This is a genomic window from Thalassoglobus sp. (assembly GCF_048270125.1).
Classification (GTDB): Bacteria; Planctomycetota; Planctomycetia; order Planctomycetales; family Planctomycetaceae; genus Thalassoglobus.
On the sequence record NZ_JBLWTN010000019.1, the window covers coordinates 13,212 to 37,588 of the forward strand.

A 24,377-nucleotide genomic window follows, 5' to 3' on the forward strand; every position below is an offset into this window, starting at 1 on the left:
TCCGCGTCGAAACTTGCGGGCTGGTTGTAACATCAACAAGCGTCTACGGTTGTAACAGTTCAACTTCATCGGAGCGATGTCCGCTGAAAGTTGGCTAACTGGTAGGATGGATCGGATGAAGTGGTTTTCTCGACTACAGCATTTACTCAGCGATCTTGGTGAGCGTTCGAGTGTTTCCAAAAGGGAACACTCTGGTGGTTTTGCGCAACGTTATCCCGACGATTTTGTGCAACTCTATGTTGACCGCCTCGAAGAACGCCGCGTTCTTAGTGTCACTGCTGCGCTGATCGCTGGGGAGTTGATCATCGAGGGGACCGACACCACTGAAGACCTCGCGATTCTTCAAATCTCAAACGCAGGAGATCCCGGGAACGAAGTGATCCGGATCTTCGATACAACTGACATCACCGCGAATCCTATCGATATCGTTGACCACATGGGTAACTCGATCGGGGACTCCATCGTCACATCGCAGTTGCCCAACGGCATCAGAATTGACATGGGGGACCAGGACGATGAAGTGATCATGCGTATCCCTTCAGGATTTGCCGGGGCTGACCCGTTGCAAATCACCGTTGATGGTGGAGGTGGAAATGATCTTGTCACGTTGGTGGATAACGGGAATCCTCTCTTCACAAACCTCCCTGATGATGCCAGCGTGACGATCAACGCGGAAACGATTCGGTTCGGGGATGAAAACTTCCTGCTGGATGACGTTGATCTTTTCCTCAACGGTTCGCTGCAACTGACTGAAGATCAACTCCTCAGCACCTCCGGAATCGTAGACATCTCGGGTGATGTGTTTGGGGTTGCCGGGAACCCTGCAGAAAGCTTTGAAGTCGATACCGATGGGCATGAGTTTAGTGTTGGTGGGTCTCTGGGACTGCTGGGGAATGAGTTGGGGGACGTGGAAATCACAGCCTCTGTGATTTCACTGGGGGATGGTGCGCTCTCAACTGGTGACCAACTTTACCACGGGGCGTTTCAGCTTTCTGCCGATGCGAATTTGGAAAGCACCGGTTCAGGAGCCATCGAGTTCGACACGATCGACGGCAACGGTCATGATTTGACCATCATGACTGATGGTGATGTTCTCTTCGGTGATACTGTCGAAGCAGTTCTAAATCTCGATGTGAGTGGGGCTGGCATCAGTCGGATCGACGCTGACAGCATTTCAGCGATGGATTCGATTGAGTTTCATAATCAAGTTGTGGTCGCTCAAGACACCACACTCTCTGCTGTGGGGCGGGTGAAGGTTGATGGTCCCATTAACAGTGAAGCGGGTGAGTTCAACACGCTTCAGGTCCAAAGCCCTGGCATGGGGGGGAACCCTGCGTTGCCGGGGTCGATCATATTGGGAAGCAATGCAGGAACCAGCCCAGGTGGAGCGTTCGGTTCGGTCACCATGTCTGCGAAGACAGGAATTTCGCTGCATGATGTGACCACGCAAAATGGGCTGCAATCGTACACCGCCGATTTGATCACCACAAACAGTCATTACGTCACGATGGGTGGTGATTTCGTGGTCATGGGGCTGTGGGATGTTCAGTCGAACAGTCTCGTTGAGACCGATGGCGGGGAGATCGATCTTAGCGCTGCGACCCTCTCTTCATCCAATGTTGGAATCACTCTTCAATTGGATGCGACTGACGGCATGAACCCAGGCGGGTTGGTCACGTTGGGGCAAGCGAGCAACGCTTCTGGCAACTTGCTGGGACTGTTAGAGATCAATGCCGAGAACGTTCTCTTCACGACGACGAACTTCGAAGTTGGAATGATCGACGTCGTCGCTGCTGAGATGATTACGCTCCGTGATGTGACGACCACCGGCTATCAGCTTTATCAGGCAAACTCGGTTTCAATTTCTGGAACGTACGCGACAAATGGTGGGGCATTCACCGCCATTGGGAACACAACTCCGGTTGAGATGAATCTGACTGACGATGTGAACATCAAAACCGATGACGGGAGCGATCCTGCAACGAGCAAAGTCGATTTTTCGGATGTCCGTTTGTCCGCATCGGTGGCTGGGAAGTCGTTGCTGATTCATGCCGGGACCGGGGCTGATGTCGCCTTCTTTGCCGTTGATGATAGCGGTGGAGAGTTCCTTAAAAACGTCACGATCACAGCAGCAAATGAAGTGACGCTTGGGAGTGATCCGTTTACTGTGGCGGGTACGTTTCAGGTTGACAATGCGACGACCGTCTTCGTTACCGGAATGTTCCTCGCCGGAGCCGCTACTATCACGGCGAATCTCAATGCAACGAATACAATTGAGACAAATTCCGGCAGCATTTCTGTAACAGGGAATGTGGAATCCACTAACACTTTCACCAGTCAGAAACACATAAAGGTGACTGGCACGAGTCAGTTCGGAGCGGATGTCACCGCCAGTGGAAATATTGATCTCGCTGATGACGTCACGCTGACAGGCGATGTCATTCTTAAGGGAGATAACATCGACATCTCAGGTGACTTAGTGGGCGATGGTGTATTGCAGCATCAAGTCACTCTCGATGGAACGACATCCATTGCCGGGGCGATTGGTGGGGCCGCTTCAACCATCGGAAACTTAAATGTCGAAACGGGTCAACTCGATGCTGGGGAGATCAACATTTCTGGCGATTTGGTTTCCAGTCAAGCGATTTCGACGACGTTGGGAGACATTGCTGTCGGAGGAAATCTCGATACTGACTCAACTCTTCAGAGTGCCGGTGGAATCAACATTACCGGAACGAGTCGCCTGGGCGGAGATGTGACCAGCACTCTCGATCAGGTCTATCAGGGTGACGTCACGCTGGCAGGCGATGTCATTCTCAAGGGGGATAACATCGACATCTCTGGTGACTTAGTGGGCGATGGTGTATTGCAGCATCAAGTCACTCTCGATGGAACGACCACCATTGCCGGGTCGATTGGTGGGGCCGCTTCAACCATCGGAAACTTGAATGTCGAAACGGATCAACTCGATGCTGGGGAGATCAACATTTCTGGCGATATGGTTGCCAGTCAAGCGGTTTCGACGACGTTGGGAGACATTGCTGTCGGAGGAAATCTCGATACCGATTCCACACTTCAGAGTGCCGGTGGAATCAACATTACCGGAACGAGTCGCCTGGGCGGAGATGTGACCAGCACTCTCGATCAGGTCTATCAGAATGACGTCACGCTGAAGTCTGATGTCCACTTCTCTGCGGAAGATGGTGGCGACCTTGACAACAACGCGATCACATTTCTGGGCAAGCTGAATGAGGATGCAGCAGCCACAAGTTCCAATGCCTTTTTCACAACAACCAGTGATGTTCTGTTTGTGGAAGCGGCCGGTTCACTCATCCCGATTGACAGCCTGACATTCCATCAAGCGAACGACATCACTTTTGATTCAACCGTGCAGGTCGTTAGCGACTTCATGATCGCGACCGCCAAGAATGTGACACTGAATTCGACGTTCGAAGTGGGCGGAAATTTCACTCAGTCTGCGGGGAACGGGACAACCGAGTTCAATGGGACTTCGGGGGCCGGGATCGGTGGAATGCTCAATGTGACGACTGAGAATGTGCTGTTCCAGACAGCGGTTGTCTCGACGGGCGGGAACATCGATATCCAAGTCGCTGAGTCGATTACATTCACGACTCTGGGCGGTCTCGATGCAGATGCTGCAACTATCAATCTTGTTGCTGATACCGACAATAATGATACGGGAAGCTTCATTCAATCTGCCGGCTCGAAGGTCACTACGCTGAATGAAACCGTCAACGCAATTTCGGTTTCCGTACTGGGTACCGGAGATGCTGAGATTGCTTCGCTGAACGCCGGGACGACATCGGGAGTCGTGACAGTGAATGTCGGCGGTGAAATCCTTGATGCGACACTTGCCGAGACGGCCAATATCATCGCTTTCGGAGCAGAACTGACAGCAGCCTCGGGGATTGGAGCGGCAGGCGGTGTGGATGACCTGAATACTGATGTCGCTCGCCTCGCTTTCGACAACAGTTCGGGCGAGTTGCATATCAGGAATGATGGGGCACTTGAAGTGGCGATGGTGAATCTTCTTGCCGAGCCACAGGCACTCGGGGGAGGGACGCTGACCGCGAACAGCCCACTGACAATCAGTATGAATACTCTCGTCGGTGGGGACATGACCTTTACCGCGGGGAACTCCGCTGTCGTGGGAGACGATCTGACGATCGATGCTGATGTGACTCACACTGATGGGGACGGATTCATCGCGTTTGTCGCAGGGGATGACATCACGCATATGTCCGGGACTCTTTCCAATACCGGAGGAGCAGTGAACGAGTTGCGATTTCTGGCGGATCAGGAGGGGGCTGCTGACGGAGACCGTGGTGGAATTACTCAAGTCGCCGGAGCATTGGACGCCGAGCATGTTCTCTTCGTTGCTTTTGATGCCGTCGATTTTTCAACCGGGATGAACGATGTCGAAACGCTCGCAGCCGACGTCGAAGGCGCCTTCACGTTCGTCGAAGTTGACACGTTGGCGATAGGAACCGTCAACGGAGTTTCCGGGATTAAGACTCAGGGGAGTCACGTCGACATTCAATCTGGTGGAGAGTTAACAGTTGATGAAGAAATCAATACTCAACCCGGGGCAGGGGGGAGTGTCACTGTCTCAGCTGCGATTCTCAATGCGACATTAACTGCAGGTGCTGGCGATATTACGTTGAACGGTGGCGGGTTAGATCTGGTGATCAACGCGGCTCAATCGACTGCAACATCCGCGATGTATTCCGCTCCTCGAGACATCATTATCGGAGCGAAAGTTTCAACGATCGCTCCGGGGGCCAATCTGACCTTCAGTGCAGATACCGATAATGACAGTGTCGGTGGAGTTCATCTGCTCGTTGGCGGGCAGATCGATTCCGCGGGGACAGTTCTCATTGAAGGTGCTGATCTTTCTACGACTGCTGGATCAGTGGAGTCAGTTCGCGTCGATGCTGATGGAGCGAATGATCAAATTCTGGCAGTTGGTGAGATCTCAATTCAACCACGCGGTTCTGCTCCGGCGAATGCGGATCAGATTCTCGATGGTCAGATTCACAGTACAACTGGTGACATCGACATCACTGCCAAGAACAACATTTTGCTCTCTGCAGATTTGATCGCCAATGCTGGCAACGTTGATCTGAATTCTGCAGTGCGATTGACCGGGGCGTCCACGATCTCCGCTGGAGGGACCGCGATCTTCGACTCAACCATCGATGATGATGGCGTTGCGATGACCGGTTCCGCACTGACTGTCACTGCGGCGGGTACGACCCAGTTTATGGGGGCCATCGGTGCCAGCGATGCGATTGAGAGTTTACTGGTCGACGGTGGCGGAACAACTGAAGTCGAAGCGGACATTACCGCGACCGGAAGCATTCAGTTTGACGATGCATTCGTTCTGGTCAACTCCATTGCGATTACTTCCAACGATGCCGGGCTGTTGTTCAACTCCACTGTGGAGGGGACGACAGCAGGGATGGAAGATTTGACGATCACGGTTGACTCGATGGCTGGCGACGTCACTTTCCAGCAAGCAGTTGGTCAGTCGACCGCTCTTGGCGATGTGATCGTGACCAATGTCCGTGATCTTCTCATCGAGGAAGCATTCACTGCTGATTCGTTTGTTCAACAAGACGGGACAGGGCAAACGACGGTCAACGGGCTGACTAAGCTGAACGGTGTAATCGGCTTCGATGTGACCACAAGCGAGATCGACATCAACGCTGATATCGATGTTGTCACTGCAGCGCTCGGGGCAAACGTGGCTCTCACATCAGAGAACAGCATCTCGCTGGATGCCACGATTCTGAGTGGAACCGGCAGCGTCACGTTGATGGCTGGAAGTGACGTGGCTTTCACTGGTGGAATCAGTTCCTCTGCCGGATCAGTTCTTGTCGAAGCGAACAATGACATTACGTTTGAGATGACCGCACTGATTAAACTGACAGCCGGATCATTCACGGTGACGGCAGATGCGGACGCAGATCAGGATGGGTCCGGTGGAGCCCTTCTTATGAAAGATGGTGCACTGATCGATGCCGGGAGCGGGACGATCTCTCTGTCAGCAGATGAGGACATTACTCTGGGCGGGTTGCTCACGACGAACTCAACGGTCAATGCCGTTTCGATCGTGACGACATCAGGAGGAGTTGTTGATGGTGGTGACACTCATCTTGAAATTGTCGCTGATGCCGTCGGGGCTGTTGTTGCAATTGATGCTGTGACCGGGATTGGCTCTGGCAACGGACTTGAGACGAAAGTCGCCACGATTGACCTTGAGAATTCCGGCTCGGGAAATATCGAAATCGAAGAGCAAACGGCACTCACGATCAGCAATGCGGATCAAGTCGGAGATGGAGACATTGCCATCACGACAGTTGATGGAAGCATCCTGATCACAAACATGGGGGTCTCCACAAACGGAATCGGGACGGTCTTGATAGATGCCAATGGAAACGATTCTTCATTGAAGATCGACGCAGCCATCACAACGGAAGATGGGGGCATCACTCTTAATGCTGATGGAGATATTACTGGAACTGCGAACGGTTCAGTCTCTTCCATTATGGGGAATATCGAAATCCATGCAGACGCCGAAGTGAACGGCACTGGCGGAGTTGATCTCATGGATACTCCCGTCGATGCTGGTTCTGGAACGATTCATGTGACTGCTTTTCAAGGTGTCATCATTGGGTCAGCCACGACAACGTCAGCCGCGAACAATGCCGTTTCGATCCTCAGTCGCGACGGCTCAGTCATGGCAGATGTGACCGCGATTAAAGGCCAGTTGAATCTCGATTCCGCAACCGGCTCGACGATCACTTCGGATGTCGAACGTGTTGATGCGATGAATTCGACATCGGGTGACATCATGGTTACCAACTCTTCAGCACTCGACATTATTGGGGTCAGCCAGCAAGGTTCGGGGGATGTGATTATTTCCAGTGATGGAACAATGACGATCCTCAATTCTGGAACGGGTGTGGCAGCAACGACCGGGATGGTCGATCTTGATGCACTCGTGGCTGGTAGCGACCTGTTGGTCAATCAAGATATCAGTACCGATGGTGGTGAGATCAATCTCTTCGCTGAGGGGCGTGTTGCTTCGACGTTGGGGAGCGATCTCAATTCTTCTGCTCCTGCAAGTGCAGCCGGGCAAATCAACATTAAGGCCAATACTGGCGACGTCGAACTCCGTGGTGATGTTATCGCCGTTGGAACAGGTACTGAAGATGCCGGGGACGTTTCGATTGAGTCCGTTGCGTCCAATGTCATCCTTACGAATGTCGACGCTTCAGCAGGGGACAACGCTGGTGCAATTTCTGTGACTGCCGGTCAAGAGATCAGTCTGACCGGAAACCTGACCGCACTCGGCGACACCAGCGACGGTTCCGTTTCGTTGGATGCTGGGACCGAGATTCTCGATGGCAACGACGGTTCGACTTTAATTTCAACTGGCGACTTGAGCCTGACTGCGGCGAAGAATATTGGCGAGATTGACGACTTCGTTGCTCGAACTGGAAACGCCATCGATGCTGTCGTGACTGGGGAGCTGCACGATCTCTCCATTACCGATGCAGGTGGTGAGATCCATTTGAAAATCATTGGTGACCTGCAAGCGGCGAGCGGGGCTATTGTGCCGGATACCGATGGAGTTGCGACGCTACTCTTGCAAACGACTGGAATGCTCGATGTTGGAACAAATCCGGGAGTTCTCGATCTCTCTATCGGAGACCTGGTCGGTCTGCACGCGGGGACAGTCTTAACTCTTCCAGATGCCGGAATGGATGTCGGGAGTGGGCTCACCGGTGGGACGCTGCGTTTGTCAGGGGGGACAGATGTCATTGACCCTGCTGGGCGAGAGTTGGGCTTGTTAATTGCCCGAGATCTCTTCTTGACTTCGATGTCCAGCGGGGGTGACACCACGCTCAATCTTGACGTGACGAATCTGGATGCGGATCTTTCAGGGGCTGCTGCGGGAACAAAACTGACTATCAACAACGAAGGTGACCTGAACGCGAATCGTGTCGTCACGAACGATGGTGACATTCGAATCAACAATGCTCTGATGCAGCGAGGAGATCTGAACATCGGGCAGATTGATGCCGGGACAGGCGATGTGATTCTCGATACGACAGCAAACGGTGGAGCGCTTCGAGATCTGGATGAGAACGAACTGCCCGCCAATACCAACGTCGATATCATCGCTGCCGGGCTGGCGATTCGTATTGCGAACAACTCGGTGACGAATGTCATTGACCACACGCTTGAAGTCGAAATTGATACGCTCGCAGCTGATTCGGACAATCTGGCTGTTAAGATTCTCGACGAGTCGGGCAGTCTGACGATTGGGACGGTCGATGGCTTGAGCGGAGTCACCATTACGAATGCGGACTCGGATGATGTCGTCGAAGTTGTGACCGTCGGCGATTTGAATGTCAACGGGAATGTTTCCAGTAACGGACTGGCTGATTTGTTTTTGGCAGCGGGGGGAAGCACGGCTGGGCACGACCTGAATCTTGACGCGGATGTTTCGAAAAAAGGATCTGCCGGAAACGTCTCGCTCATTGCGAGTGATGATGTGACCATCTCATCGACATCGAGTGTGACCGCTGAATACGATTCGAACATCACAGTGCGAGCTGGTGTCGATGTCCTGACACCTGATGTCGTCAACACGGCTCCATTCTCGAGCGGGAATGTCAATGGCGATATCTTGATGAGTAGTGGTTCTTTGATTGGAACTGATGCTGGGACTATCACGCTTCAGGCAACTCGCGATGTCGCCATCACGTTGCTCAACGCGAATCTCGACGGTGGTGGCGATTTGGGAAATGTCGTCATTTCCGCCGATGACAATGGTCTTGCAGATTCGACTCCGAATGGGAACGGAGAGATTCGCGAAGTTCTGGCAGGTGAGTCAGCGAATATCATCGCCGACAATGCTTCACTCTCCGCTGCGACCGGAATCGGAGTCGCTGACGACATCAATCTTGATGTGATGACTGTCGATGCGTCAAATTCGACGGTTGGAGATGTTCAGCTTTTCGAGGTTGCAGGGGGCGGGGACAACAATCTGACCGTCACTTCGATTTCGAATCAGAACGGCGATGTGAATGTGCAGACTGACGATGGGACCCTGATCATCTCTGGCCCGGTTTCAACGACCGGGAGTGGGAATGTTGTCTTGACCTCGGGAGACAGTGACCTCGACGGGAATGGCGATTTGCAAATTCAGGCGAGCGTTACAACGGACCAGGGAAGTGTGACGCTGACTTCGGAAGGCAATCATGTTGAGTTCACCGATGCTGGAGATGTGACGACGACATCCGGTCGAGTCGATGTGACTGCTGGAATGACGGACGACATGGGGAACATTTCTCAGATGGCTGATTCTGTCATCAACGCCGGGACCGCCCAGGTGGAATTCAATGCTCATGGCCAGATCACTCTTGGGCAAATTGTGACAACCAATGCCAGTACCCAGGCTGTTACACTCAATGCAGACATGGGAGTCAACAGTGTCGACCCACCCAATCTTTTGAACATCGACGCGGCCAATGGTCGTCTGGTGATCAACACAGATTCGGGAGTGGCTCCGATTCGGACAACTGTGGAATCGCTCGATTTGTCGAACATCTCCACGGGAGGAGTCACGATCACTGAGACTGATGCGATAAACATTGTCCGAGTCGATCAAAACGCTGCAGCAGGAATCGACATTACGTCAGGCGGAACGATGACGCTGGTTTCTGGCGGAGCGGGAGTGACCGGAACTTCCTCTGCAATCAACCTGACAACTGAAGGAGCCGGTTCTCAAATCGTGATCAACTCTACGGTTCAAAGTACGAGCGGGAAAATTACCGTCAATGCAGCGGCCAATGTTCGTATGGGAGCTGCCAGTTCAATTGAAACCGCAGCGGCAGAATTGCTTCTTATTGGCGGAAATGCACTTGATCCCGGTAGTGTGACAAGCGGTGGCATCCTTATGGAAGATGGAGCATTGATTGATGCGACCGATGCTCGCGTGGATCTTGTCGCCAAGGAAGACATTCAAGTGGGGCGAATTCTTACATCCACCGATGTCCGCTTAACTTCTCTTGATGGAGCTATTTCTGATGCAGGAGACAGTGGTGGGGTTGATGTTGTTGCAGCGAGTCTGGGGCTTGATGCTGCGACAGGAATAGGCGATGGAAACTCGATTGAAACATCGGTCTCCACACTCGCGTCCAGAAATTTGACCAGTGGTGGAGTTGAAATTGACAACACAACAGGCGCCTTGTTGACGATTGGCGACTTCAACAGCACCGCACTCGATGCCACGCTCGGGCCACTTTCGGGAATCACGCTGGCAGGTGCGATCCCTGAGAACATCGTCTTGAGCCATGACGGAGAGTTGTTGATTGCCTCTCCTGTGCTGAACATGACAGGAGGAGAGATCGACCTCACTTCAGGTGCGGACTTCACCGTTCAAGCTGTTGTCATCGCGGATATTAACAGTCCGACAGGAATCGTCCGGCTGAATTCCGGAGCAGATCTCATCGTTCTTGATACGAATCCGGGAGACTTGGCGGCCTCGGATATTGAGGGTTATGAGGTGATTGGAACTGCCGCATCCCCCGTTCCCGATTTCGACCAAGGAACAGGAGGAACTGTTTACGATCCGTCGAATCCTGACTTGTTTAATCCGCCCGAAAACGTAACCGACCCCATCAACTTTGATCCGGACAATCCAGCTCATCTGGCAATGTTACCGGTTCGCTTCGCGGACAATGTCATCGTCCGCAGCCACACTGGGGCAATCACTCAGCCGGTTCCGTCTGCCAAAAATATTGACACTCCGCAAGTTCTCTCGAACGGGATTGCAAGGATCACTGGTGATTTCGGACGCAATTCCGAAGGCACGTTTATTTATGTCGTCGATTGGGATTCTGTTTTCGGTGACGATACACAAATTTTCAACAGCGGCGACCCTCTCTATAGCAATGAAGAAGGAATGGTCATTGGAACGGTCCCCGGGACTGGTCCGGGAGCTTTTGACTTTGATCATCAATACTTTGGGAATCCAAATCCCAACAATCCGTCAGCTCCAATTCTGATCACAATTTCAGTTTTCGATGACCCGAATATCACCTTCTTTGCAGATGCCGGAGCAATTGACTTAGGTGAAATCACATTCGATTCAGAAGCTCCTATTCCCGGTGAAGGGCTTGCTGGCGGATTTGTCTTTGATGTGTCTGTCGATGTCCCGCAAATCGAAGCTCCACGAGTTCAGTTCTCTGAAAATCTAGAGAAGGAACAGGGGGCAATCATCGATACGGAAGAGGACGATTTCTCAGAAGGCGTCGTCGAGTCTGAAGGCTCACGAGATGAATTGATTTTGATCATCCAGAAAATTGGACCGGATGGGAAAGTTGAAATCGATCAATTTGGTCGACCAATTCAACGAACCTTACATGGGGCTGATGCGATCGAACGACTCAACGACCTCCCGGAGCTTCATAAACGTCTGGACTTTGGGCATTGGAAAATTTTCACTAAAGAGGGAGAAGATGGGCAGATGATGCTCGTTGAAGATGTCATCTTACGAGATGGCCGACCAGTCGTCGGAGAAGAAGGTACTCAGGATCGTCCACCGACCTCAGAGACAATGGGCGATTCGACGGGCAAGATGCCAGAAGTGAATGATTCCCCCAAGGTTCCTCCCGCTCCTGAGAAACAAAATAATGAAGACGATGATTCAGGGACCAGTCAGATTGACTCCGAGATGCCAATTATTGATGCGGACGAGAAGTTGAGTCTTCGAAGCGAAGACAATCGAACCGAAGTCGCCTTCCTGGCTGCCTTGCCTGTGAGTTCGCAGGTGATTCGAAAAGTTGGGCGGACTTTGCATCGATTTAAACACTTTGCAGGCTTGTTTTTGGGCTTGCTGAAATAAGTAGAGCCGGCTTCACAGGATGGGAATGAGGCCGACAGTGAAGCGATCATTCGAAATCGTTTTCGAATGACGTTGTTAGATTGAAATTCTCCGAATCCTGAAGCAGGCCGGAGAGACGAACACATTCATATTAATGTGCGGTAACTTGCCATGAACCAGTGTCCATTTTGTAAATGTGAACTCTTCTCAGACGATCTTGATCGCTGCCCATCGTGCGGTCAGGAAATTGTCTCCCCCAGGGATTCAGATCCGTCTCCTAATGATTCAGCGGAAACCTTTGCGAGTGACGAATTCGTTGATTCTGCGGAAATGAGAACCGTTGATGATGCGTCTTTGCTCGAACTTCAGAAAGCGGCTGAAGCAGATGAGGCTGGGGGCGATTCTGTTGGGGACTCTACGGGCGATGATGAAACCTACCTGGAGGATGAACTTGGTGAACAGATCGCTGAGCCCGGGGAACAGACGATTGCATTTGATGAACAAGTTCATGGGCAGATCGCCCCAGCGAATCCTGACGCCACAATTCCCGAGCTCGGAACCGATGTCGAAGATGATGATGAAGATGTCGGCGGAACAGCCGAGATGCCGGACAAAACGTATCAACTTCCAGACTCATCTTCTCCAGAGGAGGCCGACCACGCTGGGACATTAGAGGCGGAAGCGGATGCCGATTCAACATATGTTGAAGAGAGTGACGACGATGACGACTCTGGAAATATGGATACTGTTGTCGGAGAGGAAGCTGAGCAACTTCTGAAAGAGAAGCCTGAAGACGATCAGCAACGAACCATTGAGGCGGAAGCGTTCAGTGATCAGACAATCGACATCGACGATGGTGACAGCTACGACGAAACACTTGTTTCCGACTACGACGATGACTCTGCGACCATGGATTCGAGTCAGACATTAATTTCAAATGATGATGCAGATGCGGATGAGCTGAAAACACTGCAATCGAACTGGGTAACACGTCCGGGCGAAGGGCCGGAGATGACGATCAAGTCTCGTCATGATTCGCAGGCGAGCGAGGGTTCTCCTGAGGACACGATTACCTCTGTTCCTATGCGTTCGATGCAAAGTACGGAAGACGCAAGAACGAGCCTGAATTCTCCTGAGTACGAATTGCTGAGCGTGCTCGGCGAAGGGGGGATGGGGGTCGTCTGGTCGGCAAAGCAAACTTCAGTTGATCGAAATGTTGCGGTCAAAATGATCAAGGGGCCTTATGCGAAGAAGCGTGGTCAACGCAATAAGTTTCTTGCTGAGGCCATTGTCACGGGTGATCTGGATCACCCGAATATCGTGCCAATTTATGATGTTGGAACGGACTCAGCAGGCAGCTTGTTTTATGCAATGAAACAGGTGAAAGGGACGCCGTGGCTGAATGTCATTAAAAAGAAGTCGCGACATGAGAATCTACAAATCCTGCTGGATGTCGCTGATGCTGTCGCATTTGCGCATGCTCGAGGAATCGTCCATCGCGACCTGAAGCCCGAAAATGTGATGCTCGGGAAGTTCGGCGAAGTGCTGGTGATGGATTGGGGCCTGGCGCTCCCGATGAATCAGTTCGACAAAGCCCAGAAAATCCGGCAGTTCTCCAGTATGGGGGGGACTCCAGCGTACATGTCTCCCGAGATGGCGACTGGACCCATTGACCGCATCACTCCGCAAAGTGATGTGTATCTGTTGGGAGCGATGCTCTGGGAAATTGTGACTGGCAAAGCACCTCACCCTGGGAAAAAAGTGCAGCAGTGCCTTCTTGCTGCGATGCGAAATACAATCCGCCCCACCGAAGAAAAAGGGGAATTGATTGACATCGCACTCAAGGCGATGGCCACAAATATTGAAGATCGGCATCCCAGCGTTCTCGAATTCCAGGACGATGTTCGTTCATATCTGGAGCACTCTGAAAGTTTAGCGCTGGCTGCCAAATCGCGTGCAGACCTTCAAGTTGCCCAGAAAACGGGGGATTACAATGACTTCTCCAAGGCTGTGTTTGGGTTCGAGCAAGCACGTGATTTGTGGTCCGGAAACAAAGAGGCAGCGCAAGGGGTCTATGAGGCCAAGCTGAGTTATGCGACCAACGCACATCAAAAAGAAGACTTCGACCTTGCACTCTCGCTGCTGTCGCCCGAACGAGAAGATCATCAGGAGCTTCGCTCGCAAATCCTTCATGATCAAGCAGAGCGTGATGCTCGACAGGGACGTTTGAAGCTTGCCAAACGCGCCATCATGGCCATGGCAGCTTGCTTTCTCATTGTCGTCTCAATTGGCTTCGTGATGATCCGGGCTGAACGCAACGAAGCCTTGAACCAGAAAGCGATTGCGGAAGGCGAACGCGAAGAAGCTCAAAAGCAAGAGCGGATCGCCGACGTACAGAGAGCACTTGCTGAGCAAAAGAAAAGTGAGGCTGAAAAAGCGAACGAAAATCTGCAAGTCGCACTGGTTGAAGTACGTGATCAGAAAGATATCGCTGAAGAGCAAACAAAAATTGCCAAAGTTCAGGAAGCCGAAGCAAAGAAACAGGCGATGATTGCAGCCATGAAAGAGCAGGAGGCGAACGAACAGCGGATCATCGCGATTGCAAATGAAATGGAAGCGGTCAAACAGGGCAAGATCGCACTGATGGAGAAAGAGGAAGCAGATAAACAACGCAAACTTGCCGAGAAACAGAAGAGCGAAGCAGATAAGCAGCGAAAGTTGGCAGAAATGCAAGAAGCGATCGCCAGGAAAGAACGTGACGAAGCGGACAAACAGCGTCAGCTTGCAGTGGCTGCTAAAGAAGCAGAAGAGTACGAAGCGTATATCGCCCGAATTGGGTTGGCTGCTGCGAAAATTAACGAGAACGCATTCGATGTCGCCATGGAATTATTGCAGCAATGTCCTCCAAAACGTCGGAACTGGGAATGGGGGCGGCTCATGCATTTGTGTGAGCAATCTTCAGAGAGTATGAAGACAGGCGGTCCCGTGGATGCAGTGGAGGTTTCGCCGGATGGGAAGCAACTTCTCACCGGAAGCTGGGATAATAAAGCTCGCATCTGGGATTTGCAGAATCAGAAATTGATTCGCGAACTCCCACAGGATGGGCTGTATGTTCATTCTGTTGCGTGGTCCCCCGATCAAAAAATGATTGCGACCGCAGGGAGTGATTTAACTGGCCGCATTCGACTTTGGGACCCTGAGACGGGTGAGCTGCTCGCAAAATTTAATGGGCATGACGACGCCGTTGTTGGTGTGAAGTTCTCCCCTTCAGGAGAGTGGTTACTCACTTGCTCTTATGACGAAACAGCCCGCATTTGGGACTTGACCAATCCGGCCCAACCGACTCAGGTTCAAGTTTTGACAGGTCACTCCTGGTGGGTCTGGGATGGGGCGTTCAGTCCTGATTTCGATCCGCGAAATCCAGAAGCGGATAATCGAATTGTCACCGTCAGCCAGGACGGTAAAGCGATTGTCTGGACATTGAAAAACGAAGATGGGCCGCTTCCGTTCACAAGTGTGGCGTTATTGCAGGATGTCAAAGAGGTTGAACAGCCGACGATAACAATGGTTCAAGAAGCGATCTTTACCGGTCATCAAGGCCCCATTTATTCCGTTGCCTACGCGCCGAACGGACAAGAAGTTGCCACCGCCAGCTACGACAAAAAAGTCTTCCTCTGGAATCCTGATGATGTTCCGCCATTTAGCATCGATAACTTGTTGGTGAACAAAGTTGAATCTGTCTATTACCGAGAATTGTTGGGGCACACCTCTGCAGTTCAGTCGGTCGTCTATTCGAAAGATGGGCAGATCCTTGTCTCTGGAGGCCGAGACAACGCTGTGAAAGTTTGGTCGACAGCGACGATGAGACCGATCAAAACATTTCGTGGGCATTACAGTGGAGTCCTGGCGGTTGATATCTCTCCTGATGGACGAGAGGTGATCTCGGGGGCTCAGGATGACCGCGTGATCATTTGGCACGTCGATCAATATGAAGAGATTCGCGTCTTGAATGGACGAGAATTAGTCGGTCATGAAGACTCTGTGCTGGGAGCGAAATTCTCAAACAGTGGTGATCAAATTCTGACTGCAGGTCGCGACAGAACTGCGCGTCTCTGGAATGCGAAAACAGGTCAGTTGATCCGTACCTTCCAAGAAGGACACGATTTCCTCACTTCATCTGGCGTCTTCCTTCCGGGTGGACGAATACTTGCGACTGCTGCTGCTGATAATTCTGTACGACTTTGGAATGTCGAGTCGGGGACGCAAATCCTGCGAATTCCAAACACCGGTCGCTCGGCTGTCATCGCTGCTTCGCCAAATGGAAAATATTTGATCACAGGACATGATCCGCCACTTGGTGACGATGAACGTCCTGCGTTATCGGGTGAGGAATCGCGTGCAGAAAATGGTGTGATTGTTTGGGATGTTGAACAACTTGTGAAAGCGGCTGAAGCTGGTGTGCAAAGTGCTGATCTCCTTTCCAAACTCAAACCTGCTGAGTTGAAAGGCCACTACAGTCGAGTCACTGCGATCGCCTTCTCACCTCAGAAAAACGAACTTGTGACTTGCGATTCTCGCGGAAGAGCGATCCTTTGGGATCTTGAAACTCAGAGTCTGCTCTGGAGCGAACGGCACCACCGCAGCCGAATCACAGGCTGCCTGTTCTCTTCAGATGGAAAAACGATTTACATGGCCAGTTCCGATCACACTGTGAGTCAGGTCAGCTCCAGAACTGGTCAGGAAAATGTGGATGCGATTCTCAAGCATTCGTCGAGCGTCACGTCGCTGGCCCTTTCCAATGACGGGACTCGGCTCATTTCCGTCTCTATGCTGGATTCAGACTTACTGAATCCAGGGTCAACCGTAAATCTTTGGAACACAGAAAACGGAGAGAAAATTCGATCGGTCAATACTGACAAATTCGCGATCAACGATGTCAGTTTTACTCCGCAAGGGGACCATGCGATCATCGTCTCCACGGACAATACCGTTCGAGCTCTCAACTTGAAAAATGAGAACCCACAACAGGTGATTGGTCCTCCGCTCCTCGACTTTCAGAAGTTGGGTGGCTTAGTCTGGTCTGCGAGGTTTACAGAAGATGGACATTCGATTTTGACCGTGGGGGGAAGTGAAGCACATATTTGGGATGCCGTAACACTCCGCAAGGAAATTTCGTTCAGCCCACATGGTGCCGTTGCCGCTGCCGAATTCTCATCGAATGGGAAATACATCGTAACAGGGAGTTGGGACAACTCTGCGAAGGTTTGGGATGTGCAATCGGGGCAAGCGGTCATCAAGCTGCAGGGTGGACATCGTGGATACGTCAACAGTGTTTCGTTTTCACCAGATAATAAAATGGTGCTCACTGGATCGGATGACATGACCGCCAAGCTCTGGGATGTTGAGACGGGGGAAGTTATTCAAACATATTCCGGACATACCGGACGAGTTCGAGAAGCGATCTTTTCACCCGATGGTCAGAAAATTCTGACCGTCTCGAATGACCGGACTGCCAGACTTTGGGATGTCAAAACAGGTCAACAGATTGGGACACCGTTCATCGGACACCAATGGGGCCTTCTCTGTGGAGCGTTTTCTCCAGATGGAACGCGAGTCGTGACCGGGAGTGAAGACAACCAGGCACGTCTTTGGGATGTGGAGACTCACGAACTCATAGCGATCTACGATGGACACACAGCCGCGATCTCTGCAGTCTGTTTTGCGGAAGATGGATCACGGCTGTTTACTGCCAGTCAGGATAACTCCGCAAAACTCTGGGACGCCACTCCCGGACGGGAAGGTGCTGAAATCCTTACGCTCACTGAGCAAAGTCAGGAGTTGACTTCGATCTCCGTCTCTCCAGATGGTCAACAGGTCGTGACCGGCAGCCGAGATGGAACCGCCGTCGTCTGGCTCACAACCAGCTGGAATCGGTCCGATCAAGACAAGTCTGAGTAGTCGTAATTTGAGAGGACACCACTTCAGGTGGGTGACGAAGCAAGTCATTCATTTGAGTTTAATGACCGTAAAAATTGGTCAAAAATTTGATCGTACTCTTGGGAATGCCGGTCGTTGTGACCGGCTCCGGGGATTGTCACAAACCGCTTCGGCTCGTTGGCGGCTGCGAAGAGGGCTTTGCCGAACTTGTCGGGAATGACTTGGTCACGGTCGCCATGGCTGATGAGAACCGGAGCAGTGCAGTTTTTGATTGTTGCTTCTGAATTCAATTTCTCTTCCGGGACCAACCAGGCCAGCTTGGGAAAGTGATGTTTCGCAACGCTCTTCAGTGAAGAAAACGAACTTTCGACGATGAGTCCTTTCGGTTTCAGGTCAGCAGCCAATTGAATGGCAATTGCTCCTCCGAGTGATCGTCCCATCAGCACGACATCTTGCTCCTTGATATTGGCGAGCTTGGCGAATTCTTTGCGGGCCGCTTTGGCATCGGCAATCGCTCCTTCGGCGGTCGTCTTTCCTTCGGAGCGTCCATACCCACGGTAGTCGACACACAGGACCGAAACGTGATGCTCTTCCTGAAGCTTCTTCAGGAATCTGCTTCGCCCACTCAAGTTCCCGGCGTTTCCATGGAGGAACAGAATGTGAGCTATGGGCGATTCCGTCTCGCAGTACCAGGAGTGGATGCGTGTCCCATCCGCAGATTCAAAATAGACATCGAGATAGTTGAGATCCTGAGGAGTCCAAACTCCTTCGGGGTACTTCGATGGTTGAAAGAGCAACAACTCATCAATGCTCCGGATCTTGGGAATATCCGCTGATGAGTCCCCCTGCTCTGTCTCAGTCGGTTCCTTCGGGGAAGGAGAGTTTGATATCGGAGAGGGGGATTGGCTGACCTGTACGGGAGAACCAGAACACCCTGCCAGCCACATCGAAGCCAATCCGGCAATCAAAAAGTTGATTTTTTGTGGATTATGATTCGAGGGCATCATATCGCCAAGGGTGAATGTTTTCACAGAATTCGCCTGCGCTGAGAGAATCATCAAGCGAATGGAATCTCTTGTCAACAAAAATCGCATCAACACTCGATGATTCTAGCTATTGTGAAGCTTTGATGTTCGATTCATTTTCAATCGCGGTTCCGTTAGAGTGATATTTCAGTCACTCGGACAACAAATTTCTTTCTATCTTGAGTTGAGACGGCGATGCCAGTTTTTGAAAACACCTCCTCACTTGCCTGTTCGGTCGAAGGGCTCTTCGATTTTATGTCACGACCAGAAAACGTCGTCAAAGTGAGCAATCCGGATCTGGGGATCAAGTTCGTCTCGCCACCTGAAACACTCAGCCAAGGTGTGGAGCTGGAATTCCAAATTGCCAGCTTTGGACAAATCCATACTCTGAAATACCAAGTCGTCGAGTTCTCTTCTCCAAGTCTGATCGTTGAAGAACAACTCGAAGGTCCGATGAAAGCCTGGCGGCACCATCATATCTATCAAGCTGGACCTGACGGGTGTTCGAAGATCGACCGTGTTGAATTTGAGCCACCTGGAGGAATGATTGGGTTCTTTTTAACCGAAGCAAAAATCATCGACCAACTCGAAGACGGGATGTTCATCCGCGATCAAAAGCTCAAAGAATTTATCGAGCAAGGCGTCATCTCATGAGCCCAAAACTTCCGGGAGACAATCAACGAGAAAGGCAGCAGGCCCAGAACAAAGGGACTTGGCTCGCTCTCTTTTTCGTCCTGCTTTGTGTCGGCGGATTCATCGGTCTGATCTCTTTAATCATGCCCGATTTCGCCAAACTCCTGACCGTGTTTGCTGGGTTCTGCTTCTTCCTCTCCTTCCATTACTTCACTTGGGGGCACTGGTTGATCGCCAAAACCGAGCGAATGAAAGCAGAAGAAGCGGAAAAGTAAGAGCTGAAGAAGAGTGACAATTTCATGGCGAACTTGAGTTGAACTCGGTATCAATGACGTGGAGTTCTTTGAGTTGTTTTTCCAGTCTGTTGAGTCGTTGGGCGCTGGACATGCCATGAAGTCCGCAGATCAGCCCGATGATTCCAAATGCACATCCAATCACGCTGAAGAGGTCCATCATTTTCTCCTTGAAATGTGTGTCAAAGTGACATGACAAGAGCTGTCATGGAGAAAACGTGCTGACGAACTTCATGGATCAATGAATCCGCACCGATTCTTGAATTATTGTGGTCGGTGAGACATAAGTCATTCAAAGGACTGCACTTCAAGCCTGGATTGCAGACCGTGTGATTAAGGGAATCAGTAATGCCCCTGATGCAGGATAGGCTGTTCTTTCTTTCGGCTTCGAAATTATATTCCACAGCTGAATCATCCGGGGCTCAAGAACCACACTACGCAACTTGCCCTGCTCTGGGAAACGTGCATCACAAACTGGTTTGAAAAGTCATCGATCTACAGATCATTATTGCGAACCTCTTTCAACTTCGCAGCAAGTTTGGCTTTGAAGCTTTCCACACGACTCGCGTGTTCGGGCAAGCTGGCGAGGTTGGTGTATTGTTTGGGATCGTTTTCCATGTCGAAGAGTTCAATCCCGGCGGAGGCGTCTTCTTTGTATTGAATGTAAACCCAGCGGTCTTCGCGAAGTAGGAATCCTTTTCGAGACGGAGCAACACTAAAGGCTGCCTCGCGAACTTCGTGATTGGGGCTGTCGAGTGTTTGGGAAATGTCTTTGCCTTGAACATGTTCTGGGGCTGCGATCCCGCAGAGGTTGGAGATCGTCGGGTACAGGTCAAGAAGTTCGACAAGGCTGTTGCAGACGGCAGGTTTCTTTCCGGGGACACTGATGATCAGAGGGACCGATGCGGACTCTTCTCGCAAGCTGACTTTTGCCCAGAAGTCATGTTCGCCGAGATGGTAGCCGTGATCGCTCGTGAAGATGACGATGGTGTTCTCTTCAAGTCCGTTCTCTTTGAGTGCCTTTAAAACTTTGCCGACTTGTGCATCCATAAAGGCGACGGAAGCATAGTAGCCACCCAACGCTTTTTTCTGACGCCGAATGTCCATCTTCATGTTCTGACTGGTTTTGTAGTTGATGCCTGCCTTGGGGATGTCGTCCCAGTCACCGGGGAATTTCTCCGGTAGAACCATCGATGAATAGGGTAAGAACGGTTCGTAGTATTTTCGGGGTGAAACAAATGGAACATGCGGACGAACGAAACCGACGCCGAGCCAAAACGGTTTGTCTTTATGTTGTGCGAGAAGTTCTGCCGCTTTCGCAGCTGTCTTTCCATCCGAATGAACAAGATCGTCACCGTCAGCTTCGACGACAACAAATGTGTTGCCGCCTACGACCGGCTTTTTACCGTCGGGGTTTCCTTCGAGTGTTTCTCCGTCTCCTTTGGCCATCCACTCCGGTCCAGGACTGTTGAAGCGTTCAGTCCAAGAAGCAGCATCATCTGCTCCGTTCCCGCCATCATGGTCTCGACCATCACCACCGACCTGGATTCCGCCCGGGACTCCCATGTGGAAAAGTTTACTCACGCGGGCAGAATAGTAGCCGTTGTTCTTGAAGTGTTGAGGCCATGTTGCACGGTCTCCGATTTGCGGACGTGGGTTCTTGTAACCGAGCACCCCTGTTGCATGAGGATAGTACCCTGATAAAAACGATGCCCGCGATGGTCCGCAATATGTCCCTTGGCAATAGGCACGTGTGTAGCGAACTCCCCTCTCCGCGAGAGCATCGATGTTTGGCGTTTTGCAAACTTTGTTTCCGTAACAGGAGAGCGCAGTCGATGTCAGATCGTCAGAGATAATGAACAGAACGTTGTACTTTTTCTGAGGATTCTTGACTTCGTCTTTCTTCTCTTGTGCGTTTGCAAGATGCGGAAAGAAACAGACAGCTGCTAACAGCGTCAAGAAAAAAGTTGTCAGACTTGGAGAACGCATATCGATGAACTCAATTTGGGAGGAAATTGATCTTTGTTTTGAATCTCAATTTGCAGAGCTTGAAGAATTACGTTTCGTTCGCGGCGCCGAAGGAGGCGACGTCGCTGGGGATGGTACATTTTCGATCAAAGTGAGTGTAACCGCCATCGACAAAAATAATTTGTCCGGTGGTGTGGCTGGAACGTGGGGAAGCCAGGAAGACGACCATATCCGCGAGTTCTTCAATCGTCGTGAATCGCTTGCCGAGTGGAATCAGCTGTTCGATCTCGTGCTTCGCTTGTTCTGGATCGGGCATGGCAGCCAGGCAGTTTTCGTAGAGCGGTGTCCACGTTTCCGCTGGAAGTACCGCATTCACCCGAACTCCATGTGGAGCCAGATCGACTGCCCACTCGCGCGTCAGGCCATTCACGCCCCCTTTCGAAGCAGCATATCCGGAAGTTCCTCCCTGCCCCGTTTCACAAACCTTCGAGCCGATATTGATGATCGTTCCCTGCGAAGCCTTCAGAGTGTCGAGAGCATAGTGGACCATTGCGTAGTAGTGGACAAGGTTCCTTTGCAGCGACGTCATAAATGCTTCCGGCCCTGCTTCCAGGCCGACTCCGTCGTTGACGCCCGCATTGTTAACGAGAATATCAATGCGACCAAAACGCTTGACTGTCTTCTCAACGGCATTTTTACAGGCGGCGAGGTCTGTCAGGTCACCTTGTATGAAAACGCAGTCCAGTCCTTGCTCGGCGTATTCCTGTTCAAGAAGTCGGCCTTCTTTTTCGCTACGGTTTACATTGGCAACTTTGACTCCTTCGGCGATGAGCGAGCGTACAATTCCCAGCCCGATTCCTTTTGAACCACCAGTGACGAGTGCGATTTTGCCTTGAAGTTTCAGGTCCATGATGATTTTTTGTTAAGTGCAACTTTCGAAATCGTATTCGCGATCTGCCATGTCGACAGACATTATTCTCTTTTCGAAGCCGCTGTTAGCGGGCTATCGGTCGAGCAATTTACTCTCTCCAAAGACTTCAAGCATCTGGCTCAGTGTTGGGAAAGAATTCGAACCCAGTTTACTTCGCCTCTGCTTCCCATGCACTCAACTTTGTTCTCAATTGATTCAAGATCAGTGCGTGCTCTTGATTGTCGACGAGGTTGATTAACTCACTGGGATCGTTGTCGAGATCGAACAGTTGTTCTTTCTTGACTAAAGGATAGCGAATATATTTCCAGCGATCAGTTCGGACCATTTGCTGTGAGTCCTTAAAGTTTCCGAAGACGACATCGTGAATGGTTTTCTGCTTACCTTCAATGACTGGAACAATCGATTTCCCTTGGACGGTTTTCGGGATGGTGGCTCCTGCGAAGTCACAAATTGTCGGGTATAGATCTCGAAGATAGCACTGCGCAGCGATGATGTTTTTCTTTGGAATGTTCGGACCCACAAAGATGAGCGGGACGCCAATGCTGTGCTCGTACATGTTCTGTTTTCCACGCAATCCATGACTTCCCATCGCCAGTCCGTGATCGCTGCTGAAGATGACGATGGTCTCGTCATCAAGCCCTTTTGATTCCAGATCATCGAGAAGTTTTCCGACAGCGGCATCGAGATGTTCAATCACAGCGTAATAGACAGCGAGGCCTTCTTTCGTTTGCTGTTTGGTTCTTGGATAACTGTAAAGGACTTCGTCGCGTCCCATCGCATTCCCGTGATCGAACGGGTGATCGGTTTTGAAGTTCACCGGTAGTGAAACGCTTTCAGCAGTATATTTCCCTTCGTAACCTTCCGGGACAAAGAGTGGGTCGTGTGGAGCTGTGTAATTCACATGAAGAAAGAATGGACGATCCGAACGTCGGTTGAGGAACCGAATCGCTGCGTCTGTGAAATCGTCACTGATGTTAGGGGTTAGGCCAACTCCTTTTTCGGGGAATTTTTTCCCGTCGTCGGTTTGGAAGATCCAACCTCGATACCCAGTGACGTCCATCCCCTTCCAGTCTTTCGGGAACGTGAGCGGAAACTTACCTCCGCCTGAAGAGAACAGTCCTTCGACGGTTTCATATCCATGGGTGCTGGGGCGTCCACGTGTGTGCCACTTGCCGACATAGCAGGTTTCGTATCCGGCATCGTGCATTACGGTTCCAAGTGAGGTAACCCCTTCCTTGGGAGAGAATCCGAAGTCCTTTTTACCATTCAGGCGACCATCACGACCGGTCAGAAGTTCCGCTCGACTCGCAACGCAAATCGGGATCGCAGTGATTGCCCGAGTAAATGTTGTCCCCCGGTGAACGAGTTGATCCAGGTTTGGAGTTCGAATTTCGTCATTCCCGAGAGCATGAATGGTATCGGGCCGCTGATCATCGGTCATGATGAACAGAATGTTCGGAGCGGCATACGTCGATCCGACGAGAGTTGTCAAAGAGAATATTGCTGAGAGAATGAATCGGTGAGTTATTGAAAACGATCTCATAGAGGCCTCGATTTGTCCGATTCGCTTTACACCATAAGTGTGGGGCTAAACGGAAGGATGCTTGCATTCCCTCGTATAATGCGCAAGAATCGTTTGATTATTCAAACCACTCTCGAAAATCCCT

The 24,377-nt window shown here is 51.3% G+C and carries 9 protein-coding genes; 4 read left to right on the top strand and 5 right to left on the bottom strand.

Annotated elements, in window-relative coordinates:
* Positions 1-115 precede the first annotated feature (115 nt).
* Positions 116-11,944, top strand: coding sequence for a beta strand repeat-containing protein (locus tag ACN0YR_RS17875; RefSeq protein ID WP_417850602.1), 11,829 nt, complete (start codon positions 116-118; stop codon positions 11,942-11,944).
* 150 nt (positions 11,945-12,094) lie between these two features.
* Positions 12,095-17,881: a protein kinase domain-containing protein gene (locus ACN0YR_RS17880; RefSeq protein ID WP_417850603.1), complete on the top strand. Its 5,787-nt coding sequence runs from the start codon at positions 12,095-12,097 to the stop codon at positions 17,879-17,881.
* 44 nt (positions 17,882-17,925) lie between these two features.
* Here the strand turns inward: ACN0YR_RS17880 and ACN0YR_RS17885 are convergent, their stop codons facing one another.
* Complete coding sequence (locus ACN0YR_RS17885; RefSeq protein WP_417850604.1) at positions 17,926-18,891, bottom strand: alpha/beta hydrolase; 966 nt, start codon at positions 18,889-18,891, stop codon at positions 17,926-17,928.
* Between the two features lie 189 nt (positions 18,892-19,080).
* On the opposite strand from ACN0YR_RS17885, the gene ACN0YR_RS17890 reads away from it, so the two are divergent.
* Both ACN0YR_RS17890 and ACN0YR_RS17895 read left to right on the top strand, forming a co-directional pair.
* Positions 19,081-19,539 carry an SRPBCC family protein gene (locus ACN0YR_RS17890; protein WP_417850605.1) on the top strand — a complete coding sequence of 153 codons (459 nt, stop codon included), beginning with the start codon at positions 19,081-19,083 and terminating at the stop codon, positions 19,537-19,539.
* Entirely contained in the window at positions 19,536-19,793 is a 258-nt protein-coding gene (locus tag ACN0YR_RS17895) for a hypothetical protein (RefSeq protein ID WP_417850606.1), read from the top strand. Before ACN0YR_RS17890 ends, ACN0YR_RS17895 begins: the two co-directional genes overlap by 4 nt.
* 22 nt (positions 19,794-19,815) lie before the next feature.
* On the opposite strand, the gene ACN0YR_RS17900 is transcribed toward ACN0YR_RS17895, so the two are convergent.
* The 4 genes from ACN0YR_RS17900 to ACN0YR_RS17915 all read right to left on the bottom strand — a co-directional run bounded on the left by ACN0YR_RS17900 (position 19,816) and on the right by ACN0YR_RS17915 (position 24,202).
* Positions 19,816-19,971 carry a hypothetical protein gene (locus ACN0YR_RS17900; protein WP_417850607.1) on the bottom strand — a complete coding sequence of 52 codons (156 nt, stop codon included), beginning with the start codon at positions 19,969-19,971 and terminating at the stop codon, positions 19,816-19,818.
* Between the two features lie 335 nt (positions 19,972-20,306).
* Positions 20,307-21,800, bottom strand: a complete 1,494-nt coding sequence (locus tag ACN0YR_RS17905; RefSeq protein ID WP_417850608.1) for a sulfatase — start codon at positions 21,798-21,800, stop codon at positions 20,307-20,309.
* A 67-nt stretch (positions 21,801-21,867) separates the two neighbouring features.
* Positions 21,868-22,689: an SDR family oxidoreductase gene (locus tag ACN0YR_RS17910; RefSeq protein ID WP_417850609.1), complete on the bottom strand. Its 822-nt coding sequence runs from the start codon at positions 22,687-22,689 to the stop codon at positions 21,868-21,870.
* Between the two features lie 169 nt (positions 22,690-22,858).
* The gene (locus ACN0YR_RS17915; RefSeq protein ID WP_417850610.1) at positions 22,859-24,202 is read right to left on the bottom strand and encodes a sulfatase-like hydrolase/transferase; all 1,344 of its coding nucleotides are present in this window, start codon (positions 24,200-24,202) and stop codon (positions 22,859-22,861) included.
* Positions 24,203-24,377: the final 175 nt, after the last annotated feature.